This window comes from Cellulomonas sp. plas2, from assembly GCF_057221735.1.
On sequence record NZ_CM170155.1, the window covers coordinates 2,810,533 to 2,826,483 of the forward strand.

At 78.6% G+C, this 15,951-nt stretch carries 13 protein-coding genes; 9 read left to right on the top strand and 4 right to left on the bottom strand.

Features of this window, described 5'->3' with window-relative positions:
* Positions 1–75 precede the first annotated feature (75 nt).
* From AC2TDM_RS12650 to rfbA, 5 genes are all read left to right on the top strand, one after another.
* The gene (locus AC2TDM_RS12650) at positions 76–834 is read left to right on the top strand and encodes a TIGR03089 family protein (RefSeq protein ID WP_484634834.1); all 759 of its coding nucleotides are present in this window, start codon (positions 76–78) and stop codon (positions 832–834) included.
* Positions 835–859: 25 nt separating this feature from the next.
* The gene (locus AC2TDM_RS12655; protein ID WP_484634835.1) at positions 860–1,720 is read left to right on the top strand and encodes a glycosyltransferase; all 861 of its coding nucleotides are present in this window, start codon (positions 860–862) and stop codon (positions 1,718–1,720) included.
* A gap of 8 nt (positions 1,721–1,728) precedes the next feature.
* Positions 1,729–3,045 (top strand): hypothetical protein, encoded by a 1,317-nt coding sequence (locus AC2TDM_RS12660; RefSeq protein ID WP_484634836.1) that lies wholly within the window; start codon positions 1,729–1,731, stop codon positions 3,043–3,045.
* A gap of 153 nt (positions 3,046–3,198) precedes the next feature.
* Positions 3,199–3,993 (top strand): polyprenol monophosphomannose synthase, encoded by a 795-nt coding sequence (locus tag AC2TDM_RS12665; RefSeq protein ID WP_484636456.1) that lies wholly within the window; start codon positions 3,199–3,201, stop codon positions 3,991–3,993.
* Positions 3,994–4,025: 32 nt separating this feature from the next.
* Positions 4,026–4,901, top strand: a complete 876-nt coding sequence (gene rfbA / locus AC2TDM_RS12670; RefSeq protein WP_484634837.1) for a glucose-1-phosphate thymidylyltransferase RfbA — start codon at positions 4,026–4,028, stop codon at positions 4,899–4,901.
* Between the two features lie 27 nt (positions 4,902–4,928).
* On the opposite strand, the gene AC2TDM_RS12675 is transcribed toward rfbA, so the two are convergent.
* Both AC2TDM_RS12675 and rfbD read right to left on the bottom strand, forming a co-directional pair.
* On the bottom strand, positions 4,929–6,800 hold the full coding sequence (locus tag AC2TDM_RS12675) for a S8 family serine peptidase (RefSeq protein ID WP_484634838.1): 1,872 nt from the start codon (positions 6,798–6,800) through the stop codon (positions 4,929–4,931).
* 160 nt (positions 6,801–6,960) lie between these two features.
* Positions 6,961–7,809: a dTDP-4-dehydrorhamnose reductase gene (gene rfbD / locus AC2TDM_RS12680; protein WP_484634839.1), complete on the bottom strand. Its 849-nt coding sequence runs from the start codon at positions 7,807–7,809 to the stop codon at positions 6,961–6,963.
* A gap of 171 nt (positions 7,810–7,980) precedes the next feature.
* Between rfbD and AC2TDM_RS12685 the strand changes: the two genes are divergently transcribed.
* Positions 7,981–8,595, top strand: a complete 615-nt coding sequence (locus AC2TDM_RS12685) for a dTDP-4-dehydrorhamnose 3,5-epimerase family protein (protein ID WP_484634840.1) — start codon at positions 7,981–7,983, stop codon at positions 8,593–8,595.
* A gap of 55 nt (positions 8,596–8,650) precedes the next feature.
* On the opposite strand, the gene AC2TDM_RS12690 is transcribed toward AC2TDM_RS12685, so the two are convergent.
* Positions 8,651–9,757: a glycosyltransferase family 4 protein gene (locus AC2TDM_RS12690; protein ID WP_484634841.1), complete on the bottom strand. Its 1,107-nt coding sequence runs from the start codon at positions 9,755–9,757 to the stop codon at positions 8,651–8,653.
* Between the two features lie 125 nt (positions 9,758–9,882).
* The gene (locus tag AC2TDM_RS12695; RefSeq protein ID WP_484634842.1) at positions 9,883–10,866 is read right to left on the bottom strand and encodes a glycosyltransferase family 2 protein; all 984 of its coding nucleotides are present in this window, start codon (positions 10,864–10,866) and stop codon (positions 9,883–9,885) included.
* A gap of 268 nt (positions 10,867–11,134) precedes the next feature.
* Between AC2TDM_RS12695 and AC2TDM_RS12700 the strand changes: the two genes are divergently transcribed.
* The 3 genes from AC2TDM_RS12700 (at position 11,135) to AC2TDM_RS12710 (ending at position 15,920) form a co-directional block, all read left to right on the top strand.
* The gene (locus tag AC2TDM_RS12700) at positions 11,135–12,349 is read left to right on the top strand and encodes a DUF4214 domain-containing protein (protein ID WP_175499153.1); all 1,215 of its coding nucleotides are present in this window, start codon (positions 11,135–11,137) and stop codon (positions 12,347–12,349) included.
* 110 nt (positions 12,350–12,459) lie between these two features.
* On the top strand, positions 12,460–14,739 hold the full coding sequence (locus tag AC2TDM_RS12705; RefSeq protein WP_139224249.1) for a DUF4214 domain-containing protein: 2,280 nt from the start codon (positions 12,460–12,462) through the stop codon (positions 14,737–14,739).
* Positions 14,740–14,774: 35 nt separating this feature from the next.
* Positions 14,775–15,920 (top strand): glycosyltransferase family 4 protein, encoded by a 1,146-nt coding sequence (locus AC2TDM_RS12710; protein WP_239078941.1) that lies wholly within the window; start codon positions 14,775–14,777, stop codon positions 15,918–15,920.
* Positions 15,921–15,951 lie beyond the last annotated feature (31 nt).

Sequence of the window (15,951 nt, forward strand, 5' to 3'; positions counted from 1 at the left end):
GTTCCCTGGCGTCAAGCGGAGCGGTGGTAGGAGCGCGCACCCCGGTGGCCACGGGCGGCCGGTAGCCTCGCCGCCGTGACCGCGACCGGCGTCGACGCCCTCCTGCCCCTCCTCGTGTCCGACCCGGGCCGCCCGCGCCTGACCTGGTACGGCGGCGACGGGGAGCGCGTGGAGCTGTCCGGCGCCGTGCTCGTCAACTGGGTGCACAAGACCGCCAACCTCCTCGTCGACGAGCTGGACGGCGGGCCCGGGACGGTGCTCGCGCTCGACCTGCCGCCCCACTGGCGCACGCTCGTGTGGGCCCTGGCCGCCTGGCGCACGGGCACGACGGTCGCGCCGGGGCACGCCGCCGCGGGCGCACCCGTCGACGTGCTCGTGACGGACGGGCCCGGGGCCGACGCGGACGGCGCCGGCGCGCTCGTCGTCGCCCAGCCGCTGCCCGCGCTCGCCCGCCGCTGGGACGGGCCCCTGCCCGTGGGCGTCCTCGACGCCGGCCCCGCCGTCATGGGCTCCGGCGACGCGCTGGGCTGGGTCCCGCCCGCCGAGCCCGCGCGGCCCGCCCTCCTGCCGGACGGGCCGACCTTCGCCGACCTGCCCGCGGCCGCGACGGCCGCCCGCCCGGGCGCCCCCAGGGACCGCGTCCTCGTCCGGCCCGGCACCGCGCGCGACGCCGCCGCCACGACCGCGCTCCTGCTCGCCGCGCTCGGCGTCTGGGCCGACGGGGGCTCCCTCGTCCTGCTCGTCCCGGGCGCCGACGCCGCCACCCGCGACGACGCCCTCGACCGGCTCGTGGCCGCCGAGCGGGTGGACCTCGTCGTGGACCTGCCGCGCTGACGCCCGCGTATCCTCTGCTCCCGCCATGGTCACCCTCCCCTCCGCCGACGTCGTGCGGGTCGTCTGCGTCGCCTACCACCCGGGCGCGGAGCTGGCGTCCTTCGCGGCCACCCTGCAGTCCGCCACCCGCCGGCCCCTCGAGCTCGTCCTCGTCGACAACGGCACCGACCACGCGGTGACGGAGGACGTCGCCGCCCGGTACGGCGCGACCCTCCTGGTCACCGGCCGCAACCTCGGCTACGGCGCGGCCGCCAACCGGGGCGCGGCGGGGGCCCACGGCCGCTGGCTCGTCGTCGCCAACACGGACGTGGAGTGGGAGCCGGGGTCCCTGGACGTCCTGCTGGACGCGGCGGAGGCCAACGGGCGCACCGGCGCCGCCGGCCCCGCGCTCCTCAACCCCGACGGCACCGTGTACCCCTCGGCGCGCGAGCTGCCGTCGCTGGGGACGGGCGTCGGGCACGCGCTGCTGGCCAAGGTCTGGCCCCGCAACCCGTGGACGCGGGCCTACCAGGCCCGGCAGGAGCGTGCCGGCGAGGAGCGGGACACGGGCTGGCTGTCCGGCGCGTGCCTCGCCGTGCGCCGCGAGGCCTACGAGGCCGTCGGCGGGTTCGACGAGGGCTACTTCATGTTCTTCGAGGACGTCGACCTGGGCGAGCGGCTCGGCCGGGCCGGCTGGCGCAACCGCTACGTCCCGGCCGCCCGGGTGCAGCACGTGGGCGGCACCTCCTGGCGGGACCGGCCGGCGCCCATGATCCGCGCGCACCACCGCAGCGCCGCGCGCTACCTCGGCCGCCGCTACCCGGGGCCGGCACGCCTGCCCCTGCGCCTGGCCCTGCGCGCCGGGCTGCGCGTGCGCGAGCTGCTCGAGCTGCGTGCCGCCCGCTGAGGGGCTGCGTGCCGCCCGCTGAGGGCCGCGACGCACCACCGCGCCGGGTCGCGGCGCTCGCGCTGGCCGTCGGACTGCTGGCACCCCTCGTCGCGTGGCTGCGGCTGCCGCCGGTCGCGCGCGGCACGCTGTGGGCGGAGGACGGCGCGGTCTTCCTCGCCGGGGCGGCCGCGGACCCGGTCGGCGCGGCCTGGCTGCGGCCCTACGACGGCTACCTCCACCTCGTCCCGCGCGTGCTGGCCGACCTCGTCACCGGGCTGCTGCCGGCGCCGGCGTGGGGCCTGGGCACCACCGCGGCGGCGTGCGCTCTCGCCGGGGTCGTGGCGGCCCTCGTCGTGCTGCTGTCGGGCGGGCTGGGCGTCGGCCTGCCCGCGCGCGGCGTCCTGGGGCTGCTGACGGTCGGCGTGCCGGGCCTGCCGGTGGAGGTGCTGGGCAACCTGGCCAACGCCCACGCGCTGCTGCTGTGGCTGGTCCCGTGGCTCCTCGTGCACCGCGTGCGCAGCCGGGCGGGGGCGGCCGGCGTCGGGCTCGTGGCCCTCGTCGTCGCGCTGAGCGAGGTGCAGGCGGTCGTGCTGGCCCCGCTCGGGCTCTGGCGGCTGCGGGACCGGGCCGGCCTGCCGGCCCGGGTGGGGCTCGCGCTGGGGCTCGCGGCGCAGGCCGTGGCCGTGCTGGGCACGGAGCGGTCACCCGCCCTCGGCGACGCCCCCGCGGGGCACCTCGTCGCCCTCGCCCTCGGCGCGGGGGTGCTCCTGCCGCTCTGGACGGGCCAGGTCGGCGCGGGGTCCTGGCTGCTCGCCCACGCCGGGCCCGTCGCCCTGGGGGCGGCCGTCCTGCTCGCCGCCGTGCCCTCGCTCCTCGCGCTGGTCGCAGCCCGCCGGGCCGATGGCGGCCGGCGGGCGCTCCTCGTCGCCCTGCCCGTCGGGGCGGTCGCGCTGTGGGCGGTCGCCGTGCTCGTCAACCGGCCGCCCCTGCTGCTGCCAGCCGCGCCCGGGCAGGAGGCGCCGGTGCTGACGGTGCTCCGCTACGCCCCCGCGGCGGAGCTGCTGCTGGCCGCGGCGCTCGTGCTGGCCGCCGGCGGGCTCGGCGCCCGGCGTGGCGGGCGGGCCCTCGTCGTCGGGGGCGCCGCGCTCCTGCTCCTGGCCGCGCTCGTCGGCGCCCGGCCGGAGGCGACGACGCGGTCGTCGGGCCCGCTCTGGGAGCCCGGCGCGCGTGGCGCGGCGACGTCGTGCGCCCGGCCGGGCGCGTCCGCGAGCGTGCCCGTCCCGGTCGCCCCCGCGCCCACCTGGGTGGCCGTCGTACCCTGCTCCGAGGTCACGGAGGGCTGAGCCGCGACCCCCGCCCTCGGCACCGTCGACGGGCCCGACCGTCAGGAGTCCTGCGTGCCCACCCGCGTGCCCGACGAGGCGCACCCCCGCCCGGCGGCCCCCGCACCCGCCGACGACCCGGCCGGGCCCGCGTCCCGTCCCGCGCCCCGCACGCTGGTCGTCGTGCCGACGTACGACGAGCGCGACAGCATCGCGCCGCTCGTCGAGGCCGTCCGCGACCGGCTGCCCGCGGCCGACGTGCTCGTCGTCGACGACGCCAGCCCGGACGGCACGGGCGAGCTCGTCGAGAAGATGGCCGAGACGGACGGCCAGCTGCACGTCCTGCACCGCACGGGCAAGCTCGGCCTCGGCTCGGCGTACGTGGCCGGGTTCCGGTGGGGGCTGGAGCGCGGCTACGACGTGCTCGTCGAGATGGACGCGGACGGGTCGCACCCGGCCGCCGTGCTGCCCGCCCTCGTCGGGGCCGTCACCGCACCGGACGGCAGGCCCGACGGCCGCTCCGACGACCGCCCCGGTGGCGCGACGCCCGGGCTGGCCATCGGCTCCCGGTGGGTCCCCGGCGGCAGCGTCGTGGACTGGCCGCGCTCGCGCGAGGCGCTCAGCCGGCTCGGCAACCTGTACGTGCGCGTCCTGCTGGCCCTGCCGGTGCGGGACGCGACGGCGGGCTTCCGGGCCTACCGCGCGGAGGTCCTGCGCGCCCTCGACCTCGGCGCGGTGCACTCGCGCGGCTACTGCTTCCAGGTCGACATGACGCTGCGCACCCGGGACGCCGGCTTCGGGGTCGTCGAGCTGCCCATCCAGTTCCGAGAGCGCGTGGCGGGGCGGTCGAAGATGAGCCGGGCGATCGTCGGGGAGGCGATGGCCCGCGTCACCGTGTGGGGCGTGCGCCGGCTGGCGCGGCGCGTCGCCGGACGCGCGGTGGGCCGCGTCACGCGCCGACCGGCCTGAGGGCCCCGGCCGCGCTGCCACACTGGTCCACCATGCGCGGAATCATCCTGGCCGGCGGCTCGGGCACCCGGCTGCACCCGATCACGCTCGGCGTGAGCAAGCAGCTCGTCCCCGTCTACGACAAGCCGATGGTCTACTACCCGCTGAGCACCCTCATGCTCGCGGGCATCCGCGACGTGCTCGTCATCACGACCCCGCACGACGCGGCCGCGTTCACCCGGCTGCTGGGCGACGGGTCGCAGTTCGGCATCGACATCCGCTACACGGTGCAGGAGCAGCCGAACGGCCTGGCGCAGGCGTTCGTGCTCGGGGCGGACTTCGTCGGCGACGACAGCGCCGCGCTCGTGCTCGGCGACAACATCTTCTACGGTCCCGGCCTCGGCTCGCGGCTGCAGCGGTTCGAGCGGATCGACGGGGCCGCCGTCTTCGCCTACCGCGTCGCGGACCCCACCGCCTACGGCGTCGTGGAGTTCGACGCCGAGGGCCGGGCGCTGTCGCTGGAGGAGAAGCCCACCGCGCCGCGTTCGTCCTTCGCCGTCCCCGGGCTGTACTTCTACGACAACGACGTCGTCGCCATCGCCCGCGACCTGCGCCCCTCCGCGCGCGGCGAGTACGAGATCACGGACGTCAACCGCACCTACCTCGAGCAGGGCCGGCTGCAGGTGGAGGTCCTGCCCCGCGGCACCGCCTGGCTCGACACCGGCACGTTCGACTCCCTGCTGGAGGCCTCGGACTACGTCCGCACGATCGAGCACCGCCAGGGCCTGAAGATCGGCGCTCCCGAGGAGGTCGCATGGCGCCGCGGCTTCCTGTCCGACGACGAGCTGCGCGTGCGCGCCGAGGCCCTCGTCAAGTCGGGCTACGGCTCCTACCTGCTGGGCCTGCTCGAGCACGGCCCCGACGACTGAGACCCGGTTCACGTCGTCACGGGCGCGTCAGGGTGAGACGGCCCAGAGGCGGCGACCGCCGGCGGTGACGGCGACCGCGTCGTCCGCGACGACGACGCCCGCGCCCGCACCGGCCGAGGCGGTGCCGGACTGCCAGAGCGCTCGGCGGCCGTCGCCCGTGTAGACGACGAGGTTGCCGTCGCGCTGCAGGACCGCGTACGCGCCGGCGTTGCCGTGGCTGCCCGAGGACCAGAACGCCCGGCCGCGCGCGTACCCGACGAGGTTCCCGTCGCCCTGCATCGCCAGGGTCAGGACGGCCCCCGCGCTGGCGAGCTCGTCGCCGGGCCGCAGCACGGCCTCGGCCGTGAGGACGTCCGCGGCGACCGAGGTCCCCGACTGCCAGCGCGCGACGCCGCCGCCGTCGTAGACCACCGCGTTGCCGTCGTCCTGCACGACGAGGCGGGCGCCGGGACGGTCGGCCGTGCCCGCCTGCCACAGCGGGCGCCCGCCCGGCGCGTAGATCACGGCGTTGCCGTCCCCCTGGACGACGAGCGAGGCGCCGGGGTGGCCGCCGGTGCCGCTCTGCCACCGCGCGACGTCCGCGCCGCCGGGGCGGGCGACGTAGAGCACGAGGTTGCCGTCGGCCTGCATCTCCAGGTGCGCCTCGGCCCGCGGGCCGCCCGCCCGCAGCCCCTGACCCGCGACGAGGACCTCGCCGGCGCCCAGCCGCGCCCGGGCCGGCAGCACGCGCAGGAGGCGGTCCGGGCTCCCCGCGAGGGGGCCGCCGAGGACGCCCGTCGTCGCGTCGCCGAGGAGGCGCGCGGCGACGGCCGCCGGGGACGCCCCCGGGTCGACGGAGAGCACCGCCGCGGCGGCGCCCGCCACGTGGGGGGCCGCCATCGACGTGCCCGACCGGGCGGCCGTGGCCGTGGCGGTGGCCGGCCAGGCCGACACGACGTCCGTCCCCGGCGCGAAGAGGTCCAGGCAGGGCCCGGTGTTGGAGAAGGGGGCGACCGCGTCCGTCGGCGTGCTGGCGCCCACGGTCAGGGCGGCGGGCAGGCGCGCCGGGGAGGTCGTGCAGGCGTCGGTGCTCTCGTTGCCCGCGGCGACCGCGACCGTGACGCCGTCGTCGACGACGGCCTGGACCGCCGCGTCCAGGGCCGCGGAGGCCGGTCCGCCGAGGCTGAGGTTGACGACCGCCGGCCGGCCCGCGACGTGGTCGCGCACCACCCAGTCCAGACCCGCGACGACCTGGGAGTAGGTGCCCGTGCCGTCGCAGCCCGCGACGCGGACGGCGACGACCGTCGCGGCCTTCACCACGCCGTGGCGCGTCCCGGCGGCCGTCCCGGCGACGTGCGTGCCGTGGCCGTGGCAGTCCTGCGTGCCGCGGCCGTCGTCCACCGCGGTCGCGCCCGGCCGGACCCGGCCCAGCAGGTCGACGTGGTCGGCGCGCACCCCGGTGTCGAGGACGTAGACGTCGACCCCCGCGCCGTCCGCCGTCCACGTGTAGGACCCGGACAGCGGCAGGGCCGCCTGGTCCACCCGGTCCAGGCCCCAGCTCGGCGCGGGCGCCTGCGTGCCGAGCGTCCGCGCCACCGCGTCCGGCTCCACCGACAGCACCCGCGGGTCCTGCCGGAGCTCCGCCACGGCGTCCGCGGGCAGCTCCGCGGCGAAGCCCCGCACCGCGTGGCGGTACACGTGCTCGACGTCACCGCCGTCCGCGACGGCCGCCGCGGCCACCGCACCCGGGTCGACCCCCGGGCGCAGCGCGACGATCACCGCGCTCGTCCGCGGGGACGGGAGCACCGGCGCCTGCGCCGCGGCCGGCGTGGCGACGAGCGCGGCGCACGCGGCGGCGACGGCGACGAGGGCGGGTCGGTGGTCGCGACGGCGCGGGCCGTCGACGGGCCGTGCGGGCATGGGGCTCCTCCGGTCGCCGCCCCCGCGGGCCCGGCGACGTGCCGGGCCGCCGCGGAGCGGTGTGCCGCCGTCCCATCGACCGGCGGGCCCGTCCGCTGAGGGCGTCACCGTGCCGTCGTCGTGCCCGCCGCCGCACCCCGCGCCGTGCCGGTCGCGCCCGTCAGCCCCCGAGCACCGCGTCCGCGGCCGCGTCCCAGCGCGCCCGCCAGTCCCCGATCGGCGCCACCCCGGCGGCGACGAGGGCGTCGTGACCCAGCACCGACCACGCGGGCCGCGGCGCCGGCCGGGCGAAGGCGGCGCTCGTCGTCGTCCGCACCACCGCCGGGTCGAGACCCGCCGACGCGACCGCCGCCTGCGCGAAGCCGTGCCACGACGTCCGGCCCGAGGCGGTGCCGTGGTACGTGCCCGCCGGTGCGTCCGCGTCGACGAGCCGCACGACGAGGTCCGCGAGGTCCGCCGTCCAGGTCGGCTGGCCCACCTGGTCGTCGACGACGTCCAGGCCGCCCCGCTCGCGCGCCACGCGCACGATCGTCCGGGGGAAGCACGGCCCGCCGGCGCCGAAGAGCCAGGCGGTGCGCACGACGAGGTGGTCGGGGCACAGGGCCCGCACGGCCCACTCCCCCGCGGCCTTCGTCCGGCCGTAGGCCGACCGCGGCGCGACCGGCGCGTCCTCGGCGTACGGGGTCGTGGCGTGCCCGTCGAAGACGTAGTCCGTCGAGACCTGCACGAGCCGGGCCCCGGCGGCCGCCGCGCCGCGGGCGAGGTGGGCCGCGGCGGTGGCGTTGACGTCGAAGGCGGCGGCCTCGTCGTCCTCGGCCGCGTCGACCGCGGTGTACGCGGCGCAGTTGACGACGACGTCCGCGCCGACGAGCGCCCCGCGCACCGCGTCCGGGTCGAGCACGTCGAGCGTGGTCCGGCCCAGGGGGACGACCTCGTCGTCCCGCCTGCCGAGCGTCGCGACCACGTCCTGCCCGAGCATCCCGCCCGCCCCGACGACCACCCAGCGCACCCGCGTCCCCCGCTCCCGCCGACCCCGCGCGGCCGCGTGCCGGCCCGCGCGCCCGGCCGTCGGACGGCCAGGACCCCCGCAGCCTAGGGCCCGGTCGCGCCCGGGCCCGCGCCCGTAGGGTGTGACGCGCGCGGCCACCCGGGCCGCGGACCGACGCCGGGAGGACCACCCATGACGTACCGCGAGCTCGCCGTCCCCGGGGCCTTCGAGATCACGCCCCGCCAGCACGGCGACCCGCGGGGCGTCTTCCTCGAGTGGTTCCAGGGCGCCCCCTTCCGCGAGGCCGCCGGGCACGGGCTCGACGTGCAGCAGGCCAACCTGTCCGTGTCCGCGGCCGGGGTGCTGCGCGGGGTGCACTTCGCCGACGTGCCCCCCGGGCAGGCCAAGTACGTGACCTGTGCGCGGGGGGCCGTGCTCGACGTCGTCGTCGACCTGCGCGTCGGGTCACCCACCTTCGGCACGTGGGACACGGTCCTGCTCGACGACGTCGACCGCCGCGCGGTCTACCTCTCCGAGGGGCTGGGGCACGCGTTCTGCTCCCTCGAGGGCGGGTCGACGGTGCTGTACCTGTGCTCGACGCCGTACGCCCCGGGGCGCGAGCACGGCGTGCACCCGCTGGACCCGGCGCTGGGCATCGCGTGGCCGACCGTCGGCCGCGACGGGTCGCCGCTGACGCACCAGCTCTCGGAGAAGGACACCGCCGCGCCGGGCCTGGAGGAGGCCGCCGCGGCGGGCTTGTTGCCGCGGTGGGAGGGCGTGCGGGAGTTCGTCGCCACGCTGGCCTGAGCCGTCGACCCGGACCGCGGCACGCGCGCGTCCCCCGGCCGGCCCGGCGCGGCGCTCAGGAGCCCGCGAGCGCCGCCGACGCGGCGGCGAGGTGCACACGCGCCGCCGCGTCCCAGGTGAAGCCCGCCGCGCGCTGCCGGGCCGCGGCGCCGAGGCGGGCCCGCGCGGCCGCGCCGTCGAGCAGCGAGGCCAGACCCTGCGCGACCGACGCCTCGTCCGTGCCGCAGTAGGCCACCGCGTCGCCCCCGACCTCCGGCAGCGACAGCTCGCGCGTCGTGAGGACGGTCGCGCCGCAGGCCATCGCCTCGAGCACGGGCAGGCCGAAGCCCTCCCCGAGGCTCGGGTAGGCGACCACCGCCGCGCCGCTGAGCAGCGGCGCGAGCTCCGGCAGCGGCAGGTAGCCCGTCCGCAGCACGGTCAGCCCGGGCGGGACCGCCGCGATCGCGGGCTCCACGTCCGTGTCCCAGCCGGGACCGCCGGCCAGCACGAGCGCGGGCCGGTCCGGGTGCGTCGCGGCGACCCGTGCCCATGCCCGCACCAGCGCCGGGACGTTCTTGCGCGGCTCCAGCGTCCCGAGGAACGCCACGTAGGGGCGCGCGCCCAGCCCGAGGCGCTCCCGCAGCCGGCGCTGCGCGTCCTCGTCGGCGGGGTGGAAGACGGTCCGGTCGACCCCGTGGTGCGCCACGTGGAAGCGCTCGGCCCGCGCCCCGGGTCCGCGCACGTGGCGCAGCACCTCGTCGCGCGTGGCCGCCGACGGCACGACGAGCGCCCCCGCCCGCCGCACCGCCAGCCGGGTCGCGGCCCGGAAGAACCGCGCCTTCACCGGCGAGTGCAGCTCCGGGTGGCTGAAGAAGGTGGCGTCGTGCAGCGTCACGACCACGGGCAGCGGGGCCCGGACCGGCATCGTGTAGTGCGGGCTGAGGAGGACCTGCGCACCCGTGCGCCGCGCGAGCGCCGGCAGGCCCGCCTGCTCCCAGGCCAGGCGCACCGGCACGCAGGCCGCCGGGCCGGGCGCCGTGACGACCTCCGCCGCGGGTGCCAGGCCCGCCAGCAGCGCGGCGTCCCGCTCCTGGCACGCGACGACGAGCCGGGCGCCGGCCGCCACGAGCGCGGACACCAGCGCGTCCACGTACCGGCCGACGCCGCCGCGGTCGGCGGGCACGGCCGTGGCGTCGAGGAGCAGCCGGGGGGAGGCCGGAGAGCCGGCCAGCCGGCCGGCCGAGCGAGCAGCCGGGCGAGCAGCCGGGCGAGCAGCCGGGCGAGCAGCCGACCCGGGCGCGCCGCCGCTCATGCCCGGCCCCCGCGCGGCGGGGCCACCAGCAGCCGCGCGACCTCGGCGCGCGGCACCGCCGCGCCCGCCCAGATCCGCCGACGCTCCTGCAGCGTCCGCGGCAGCCGCCGCGCCGCGTCGCGCAGCCCGCGCACCCGGGCACGCACGAGGGGGTCGCGCAGCCCGGCGGCCAGCGCGGCCCGCACCGCGCCGAGCACCTGCCGGCCCCAGGACCGGGCCAGCACCGTTGCCGGCGCGTGCCGCCCGACGACCACGAGCGAGTTGCGGGTGTTCTGGTACCGGAACAGCGGCGACCCGGCGTCCGACGACGCGGCGTGCCGGTGCAGCGCCACCGCCGCCGGCTCGTGGTGGACGTCCCACCCGGCCGCCCGCAGGCGCCAGCTGAGGTCGGTGTCCTCGTAGTAGAGGAACAGCCACGGGTCGAAGGTGCCCGCCTCGCGCAGCGCCGCCACCCGCAGGAGCGCCGCCGCGCCGCAGAACCCGAACACCTGCTCCGCGCGCGACTCCTGGCCGCGCGGGACCAGCCAGTCGCGGTCCTGGCCCGTCCCGCGGCGTGTCACCTCCAGCCCGGTGGAGTTCACGCGCGGGGGGCGGCGATCCTCGTCGAGCAGGACGGTGGCGGTCACCGCACCGACCCGCTCCGCACCCGGTCGTCGGGCGTGCGCGACGAGCGCCGCCACGGCCCCCGGCTCGAAGCGGGCGTCGTTGTTGAGCAGGACGACGAACTCCCCGTCGAATCCCTCCGTGCCCCGCGCGGCCCCGCCCGCGAAGCCCAGGTTCCGCCCGGCCTCGACGACGGTCACGGTCGGGTACCTCTCCGCGAGGAGCGCGACCGTGCCGTCCGTCGAGCCGTTGTCGACGACGAGCGTCTCCATCCCGCCGGGCACGTGCTGCGCGAGGAGGGAGTCCAGGCAGGCGGGCAGCAGGTGGGCCCCGTTCCAGGTGACGACGACGGCACGCACGGACGGGGGGCTCACCACGCGACCACTGTAGGCGGGCGGCCCTCCTGCCCGACGTACCCCTCCCGCGCCGGTCGCGCACCCCGCGCGGCCCCGCGGCACCCGTCGCGCACCCGTCGTGCACCCGTCGTGCACCCGGTCGGGTGATGGCGCCTCCCCCGGCTGCAGTCCCCGCCACCGCCTGCCGACGGGAGGGGACGAGAGCGGGGCCGGCTGCACGGGCCCTGCGGGGCGGTCCCGCCGCGGCGGGAGCGGCCGAGGGACGAGCGGACGGGAAGAGGTGGCGAGGGTGAGCGGCACGCACGCGCGGACGACGGGCCGGACGGGCACGGGGGCGACGGCACGGGCCCGACGGGTGGCCCTGCTCGCCGGCGGCCTCCTCGTCGGCACGCTCGCGGGCGTCGTCGTCGCCCCGGCCGCGCAGGCCGCCGACGACTACGCCTGGGCCTGCGTCGCGGACGGCGGGGACGCCTCCCCGAGCCCGACGGCGCCCCCGACGACGAGCCCGACCACGAGCCCGACCACCCGACCCACCACTGCGCCGACGACCGCGCCCACGACCGCGCCCACCACCGCGCCCGTCACCCCGCCCGTCACCGCACCGGCCGTCCTCGCCGTCACCCCCGCCGCGAGCAGCGTGACCGTCCGGTGGGCTGCGACCCCGGGCGCCCAGCAGTACGTCGTCGCCGCGACGCCGGGCGGCGCCCGGGTCACCGTCGCCGGCACGACGACCAGCGCGGTCGTCGCCGGGCTGACCAACGGCACGTCGTACCGCTTCACCGTCACGGTCACGACCGCCGCGGGGTCGGCCACCTCGGCGACGTCCGCCGCCGTCGTCCCGACGGTGCCCGCGCTCGACCGGCGCTCGCTGCCGCAGGCGCGCTCGCTCGTCGAGTCGCTCTACGAGGACCTCCTCGGTCGTGATGCGGACCCCGACGGTGCCGCCGGCTGGGCGCGCCTCGTCGCCGGCGGGGCGTCGTCGGAGCAGCTCGTCGCCCTGCTCACCGCCAGCGAGGAGTACCGCCGGCTGCGCGTCGCCGACGCCTACTCCTCCGTCCTGGGTCGGACCCCCGACGAGGACGGGCTGCGCGGCTGGGTCGCCGGCATCGGCCGCGGCGCGGTGGACGTCGACGACGTCGCCCAGCTCTTCTACGAGTCCCCGGAGTTCTACGTGCGCTCCGGCAACGAGGACGGCGCCTTCATCGCCCGCCTCTACCAGGTCATGCTCGGCCGCGCGCCGAGCGCCGCCGAGACGGCCTTCTGGCGCACGCAGATCGCCACCCGCGGACGCGGGGAGGTCGCCCACGTCGTGTGGCTGTCGATGGAGGCCGCCCAGCAGCGCTCGGGCATCTACTACGGGCTGCTGCTCAAGCGCGAGCCCGAGTGGGAGGGCCGGGTCTACTGGGCGCGCCTCATGCTCGAGCAGGGCCAGGACGCGGTCCGCATCGGGCTGGCCGGGTCCGACGAGTACTGGGTGCGGGCGCTCAGCCGGAACCCCGCCTGACCGATGGGAGGGGCGGGGACGTGACGAGTCCCCCGTGCGGTCCCGGTCACTGCGCCCGGGGCCGCCGCCGTGGCACGATGCCGTTCGCTGCCGACCCCTCTGGAGCCACCATGCCCCTCGGGCACCCGCGCACGCCCGCCGTCACCGTCGACGGAGCCGTGCCCCCCGCCGAGACGCCCGTCGACCGCACCGCCACCGGTCCGCGCGGACCGCGCCCCGGCGCCGGCCGGTCGCGTGCCCGGCGCCTCGTCGCCCTCGTCGCCGCGGCGACGGCCCTGGCCCCGCTCGCGGCACTGCCGGAGGCGCCCGAGGCGCACGCCGCCTCCGCCCAGCTCACCCCCGTCACGACGAACGGCGGCCCCTTCTCGGTGCAGCCGCTCACGCCGTTCGGCGGGCCCGTGCTCGACTCGGGCGCGACGGGCGAGATCTGGTCGTCGGCGGCGGTGGGCGACGTGTCGGGCGACGGCGTGCCGGAGATCGTCGTCGGCGGCGGCCTGAGCAGCGCCCTCAAGGTCTACTCCCTCGACGGCGGGCTGCGGCACCTCGTCGACCTCGGTGGGGTGGACGTGGGCGCCCGCAGCGGCGGCGTCCAGCCCTCGCCGGTGCTCGTCGACCTCGACCTGGACGGCGTGCTCGACGTCGCGGCCGCCTCGACGGCCAACGTCGTGGCCGGCTACCGGTTCCGCGGCGGCTCGGTCACCACGCTGTGGCGGCGGCAGGACCCGCCGATCGTGCCCAGCGGACCGAACGGCATCCTCGGCACCCCGGCCACCGGGTACGTCGACGCCGACGGCTACCCCGACCTCGTCACCGGGAGCTGGGGCCAGGGCCTCACGGCCATGTCCGGCGGCAACGGCGGCAACATCGCCGGCTGGCCGAAGTGGCTGTGGGACACCATCTGGTCCTCCCCGGCCGTGGGCGACGTGGACGGGGACGGCGCGGACGAGGTCGTCGTCGGCGGCGACTGCGCGGGCAACGACATCGGCACCCAGCCCTGCGGCAACGTCGGCGGCGGGTACGTGTGGGTCTTCAACCGCGACGGCTCGGAGAAGTGGCGCTGGTTCCTGCAGGGCCAGGTCGTCTGGTCCTCCCCGGCGCTGGCCGACCTCAACGGCGACGGGGGCCTCGACGTGGTCGTCGGCACCGGCGGCTACTTCGACGACCCGGCCGGGCGCGTGCTGACCGCGCTCGACGGGCGCACCGGGCGCGTCCTGTGGCAGGCGGGCATGCCGGCGCGGGTCGTCGGCTCCCCGTCCGTCGCGGACGTCACGGGCGACGGCCGCGCCGACGTCTTCGTCGTCTCCTACGGCGGCTGGCTGCTGTCGGTGGACGGGGCCACGGGCGCGCCGCGCTGGCGCGCCTGCCTCACCGACGGCGGCACGTGCGGCGACCCGGGCATCGGCACGAAGTCCGGCGTCGCGCTGGCGGACGTCGACGGGGACGGGGCGATCGAGGCCATCACCCAGGGCGAGCAGCAGCTGCGCGTCTACGACGCCCACAGCGGCCGGCTCGAGTGGAGCCGCGGCAGCGGCTACGCCGGCACGGTGCTGGCCCCGGCGAACACCCCGACGGTGGCCCAGGTCGACGGGCAGACGTGGATCGTCCAGCCCCTGCGCGGGTACCGGGACGTCAACGGCCAGCGTCAGCACGAGCTCGTCGTGGGCGTCTGGCGCACGGGCGCCGCGCTGGGCGCCGCGCCGTGGCGGACGGCGCGCGGGAACATGGCCCGCACCGGCGCCGTGCCCGTCCCCGGCCCGTCCTCGGCGCAGCTGCGGCAGTTCGTCGACCAGGTGTACCGGGACTTCCTCGGGCGGCCGCCGAGCGCGGGCGACCTGTCGGGCTGGACGGACCGCCTGGTGCGGCGCCAGGCCTCCCGCTACGAGGTGGCGACGAGCCTGTCGCGCTCGGACGAGTGGGTGCGGCACGTCATCACCGAGTTCTACCGGGACACGCTGGGGCGCGAGCCCGACGCCGCCGGCCTCGCCGGCTGGGTGCGGGCCGCCCAGGGCGGCATGCCCGTCGCCCAGGTGGCCGCCGCGTTCTACGCCTCGCCGGAGTACTACGCCCGCACGGCCGGCAACGACCCCGGCCGCTGGGTCTCGGACCTGTACACGAAGCTGCTCGGCCGCGGTGCCGACGCCTCCGGCCGCGCCGGCTGGGTGGGCGCCATGGCTGCGGGCATGCCCCGCGACCAGCTCGCGCTCGGCTTCTACCAGTCCGACGAGAGCGTCCAGGTCCGCGTCGACGGCCTGTACCGCGAGCTGCTCGGCCGACCGGCGGACGCCGGCGGCGTCGGGAGCTGGCGCCAGTTCGTGCGGGACCACGGGGACCTCGTCCTCGCCTCCGCGCTGGCCGCGTCGGCGGAGTACCTGACGCGCGCCCGGTCCTGAGCGGCGGCGGGGCGGGGCTGCCCCACACTGGGCGCGTGCCCCGCCCTGCCCCGTCCGCGTCCCCGGACGCCGCCCTGCACGTGGCCATGACCGTGGAGCAGTGCTGGCAGCGCGTGCCGGGCGGGTCCGCGACCTACCTCGTCGAGCTCGCGGCGGCCCTGTCGGCGCGGGACGACGTGCGGGTCACGGGCCTGCGCGCGGCGCACCGGCCCGGCAGCCGCCCGGACCCCGAGCCGCCCGTCCCCGTGCGGTCCGCCGCGCTCCCGCGGGTGGCGCTGTACGAGGCGTGGAACCGCACCCGGCTCCCCCGGGCGGAGTGGGCGGTGCCCGGGGCCGACGTGGTGCACGCGACGACGTGGGCGGTGCCGGGCACGCGGCGTCCGCTGGTGGTGACCGTGCACGACCTCGCGTTCCTGCGCGACCCCGCGCTCTTCACCCCGCGCGGCGTCCGGTTCTTCACCGACGCCCTCGCCCGCGTCCGCGACGAGGCCGCGGTCGTCCTGGTGCCCTCGCAGGCCACAGCCGACGACTGCGCCGCCCACGGCATCGAGCCGGCCCGCGTCGTCGTCGTGCCGCACGGCGCCCCGGGCTGGACGGTCACGTCCGCGGACGTGGCCCGCGTACGGGCGCGGTACGGCCTGCCCGAGCGGTACGTCCTGTGGTGCGGCACCCACGAGCCGCGCAAGAACCTGCCCGGGCTGCTCCGCGCGTGGGAGCTGCTGGCGCCGCAGGAGCCGGACCTGCACCTCGTCCTCGTCGGTCCGCGTGGCTGGGGCGACGACGGGGCCGCCGCCGGTGCGGACCTCCCGCGCGTGCACGCGCCGGGTCGCCTGCCGGCGGGCGACCTGCCGGCCGCCTACGCCGCCGCGGAGGCGTTCTGCTTCCCCTCGACGTGGGAGGGCTTCGGGCTCCCCGTGCTGGAGGCCATGAGCACCGGCACCCCGGTCGTCACGTCCGCGGGCACGGCCATGGCGGAGGTCGTGGGCGACCACGCCGGGCTCCTCGTCGACCCGCTCGACCCCGCGGCGGTCGCGGCCGCGGTGCAGGACGCGGTCGGGCCCCGGCACGAGGTGCTCTCCGGGGCCGCCCGGCGGCGGGCGCAGGGCTACTCCTGGACAGCGACCGCCGCGACGACGCGCGCGGCCTACGCGACCGCCGCCGGGCGCACCGGCATCGCCTAGGGTGACCGGGTCCGCCGGCCGTCGGCGGCCG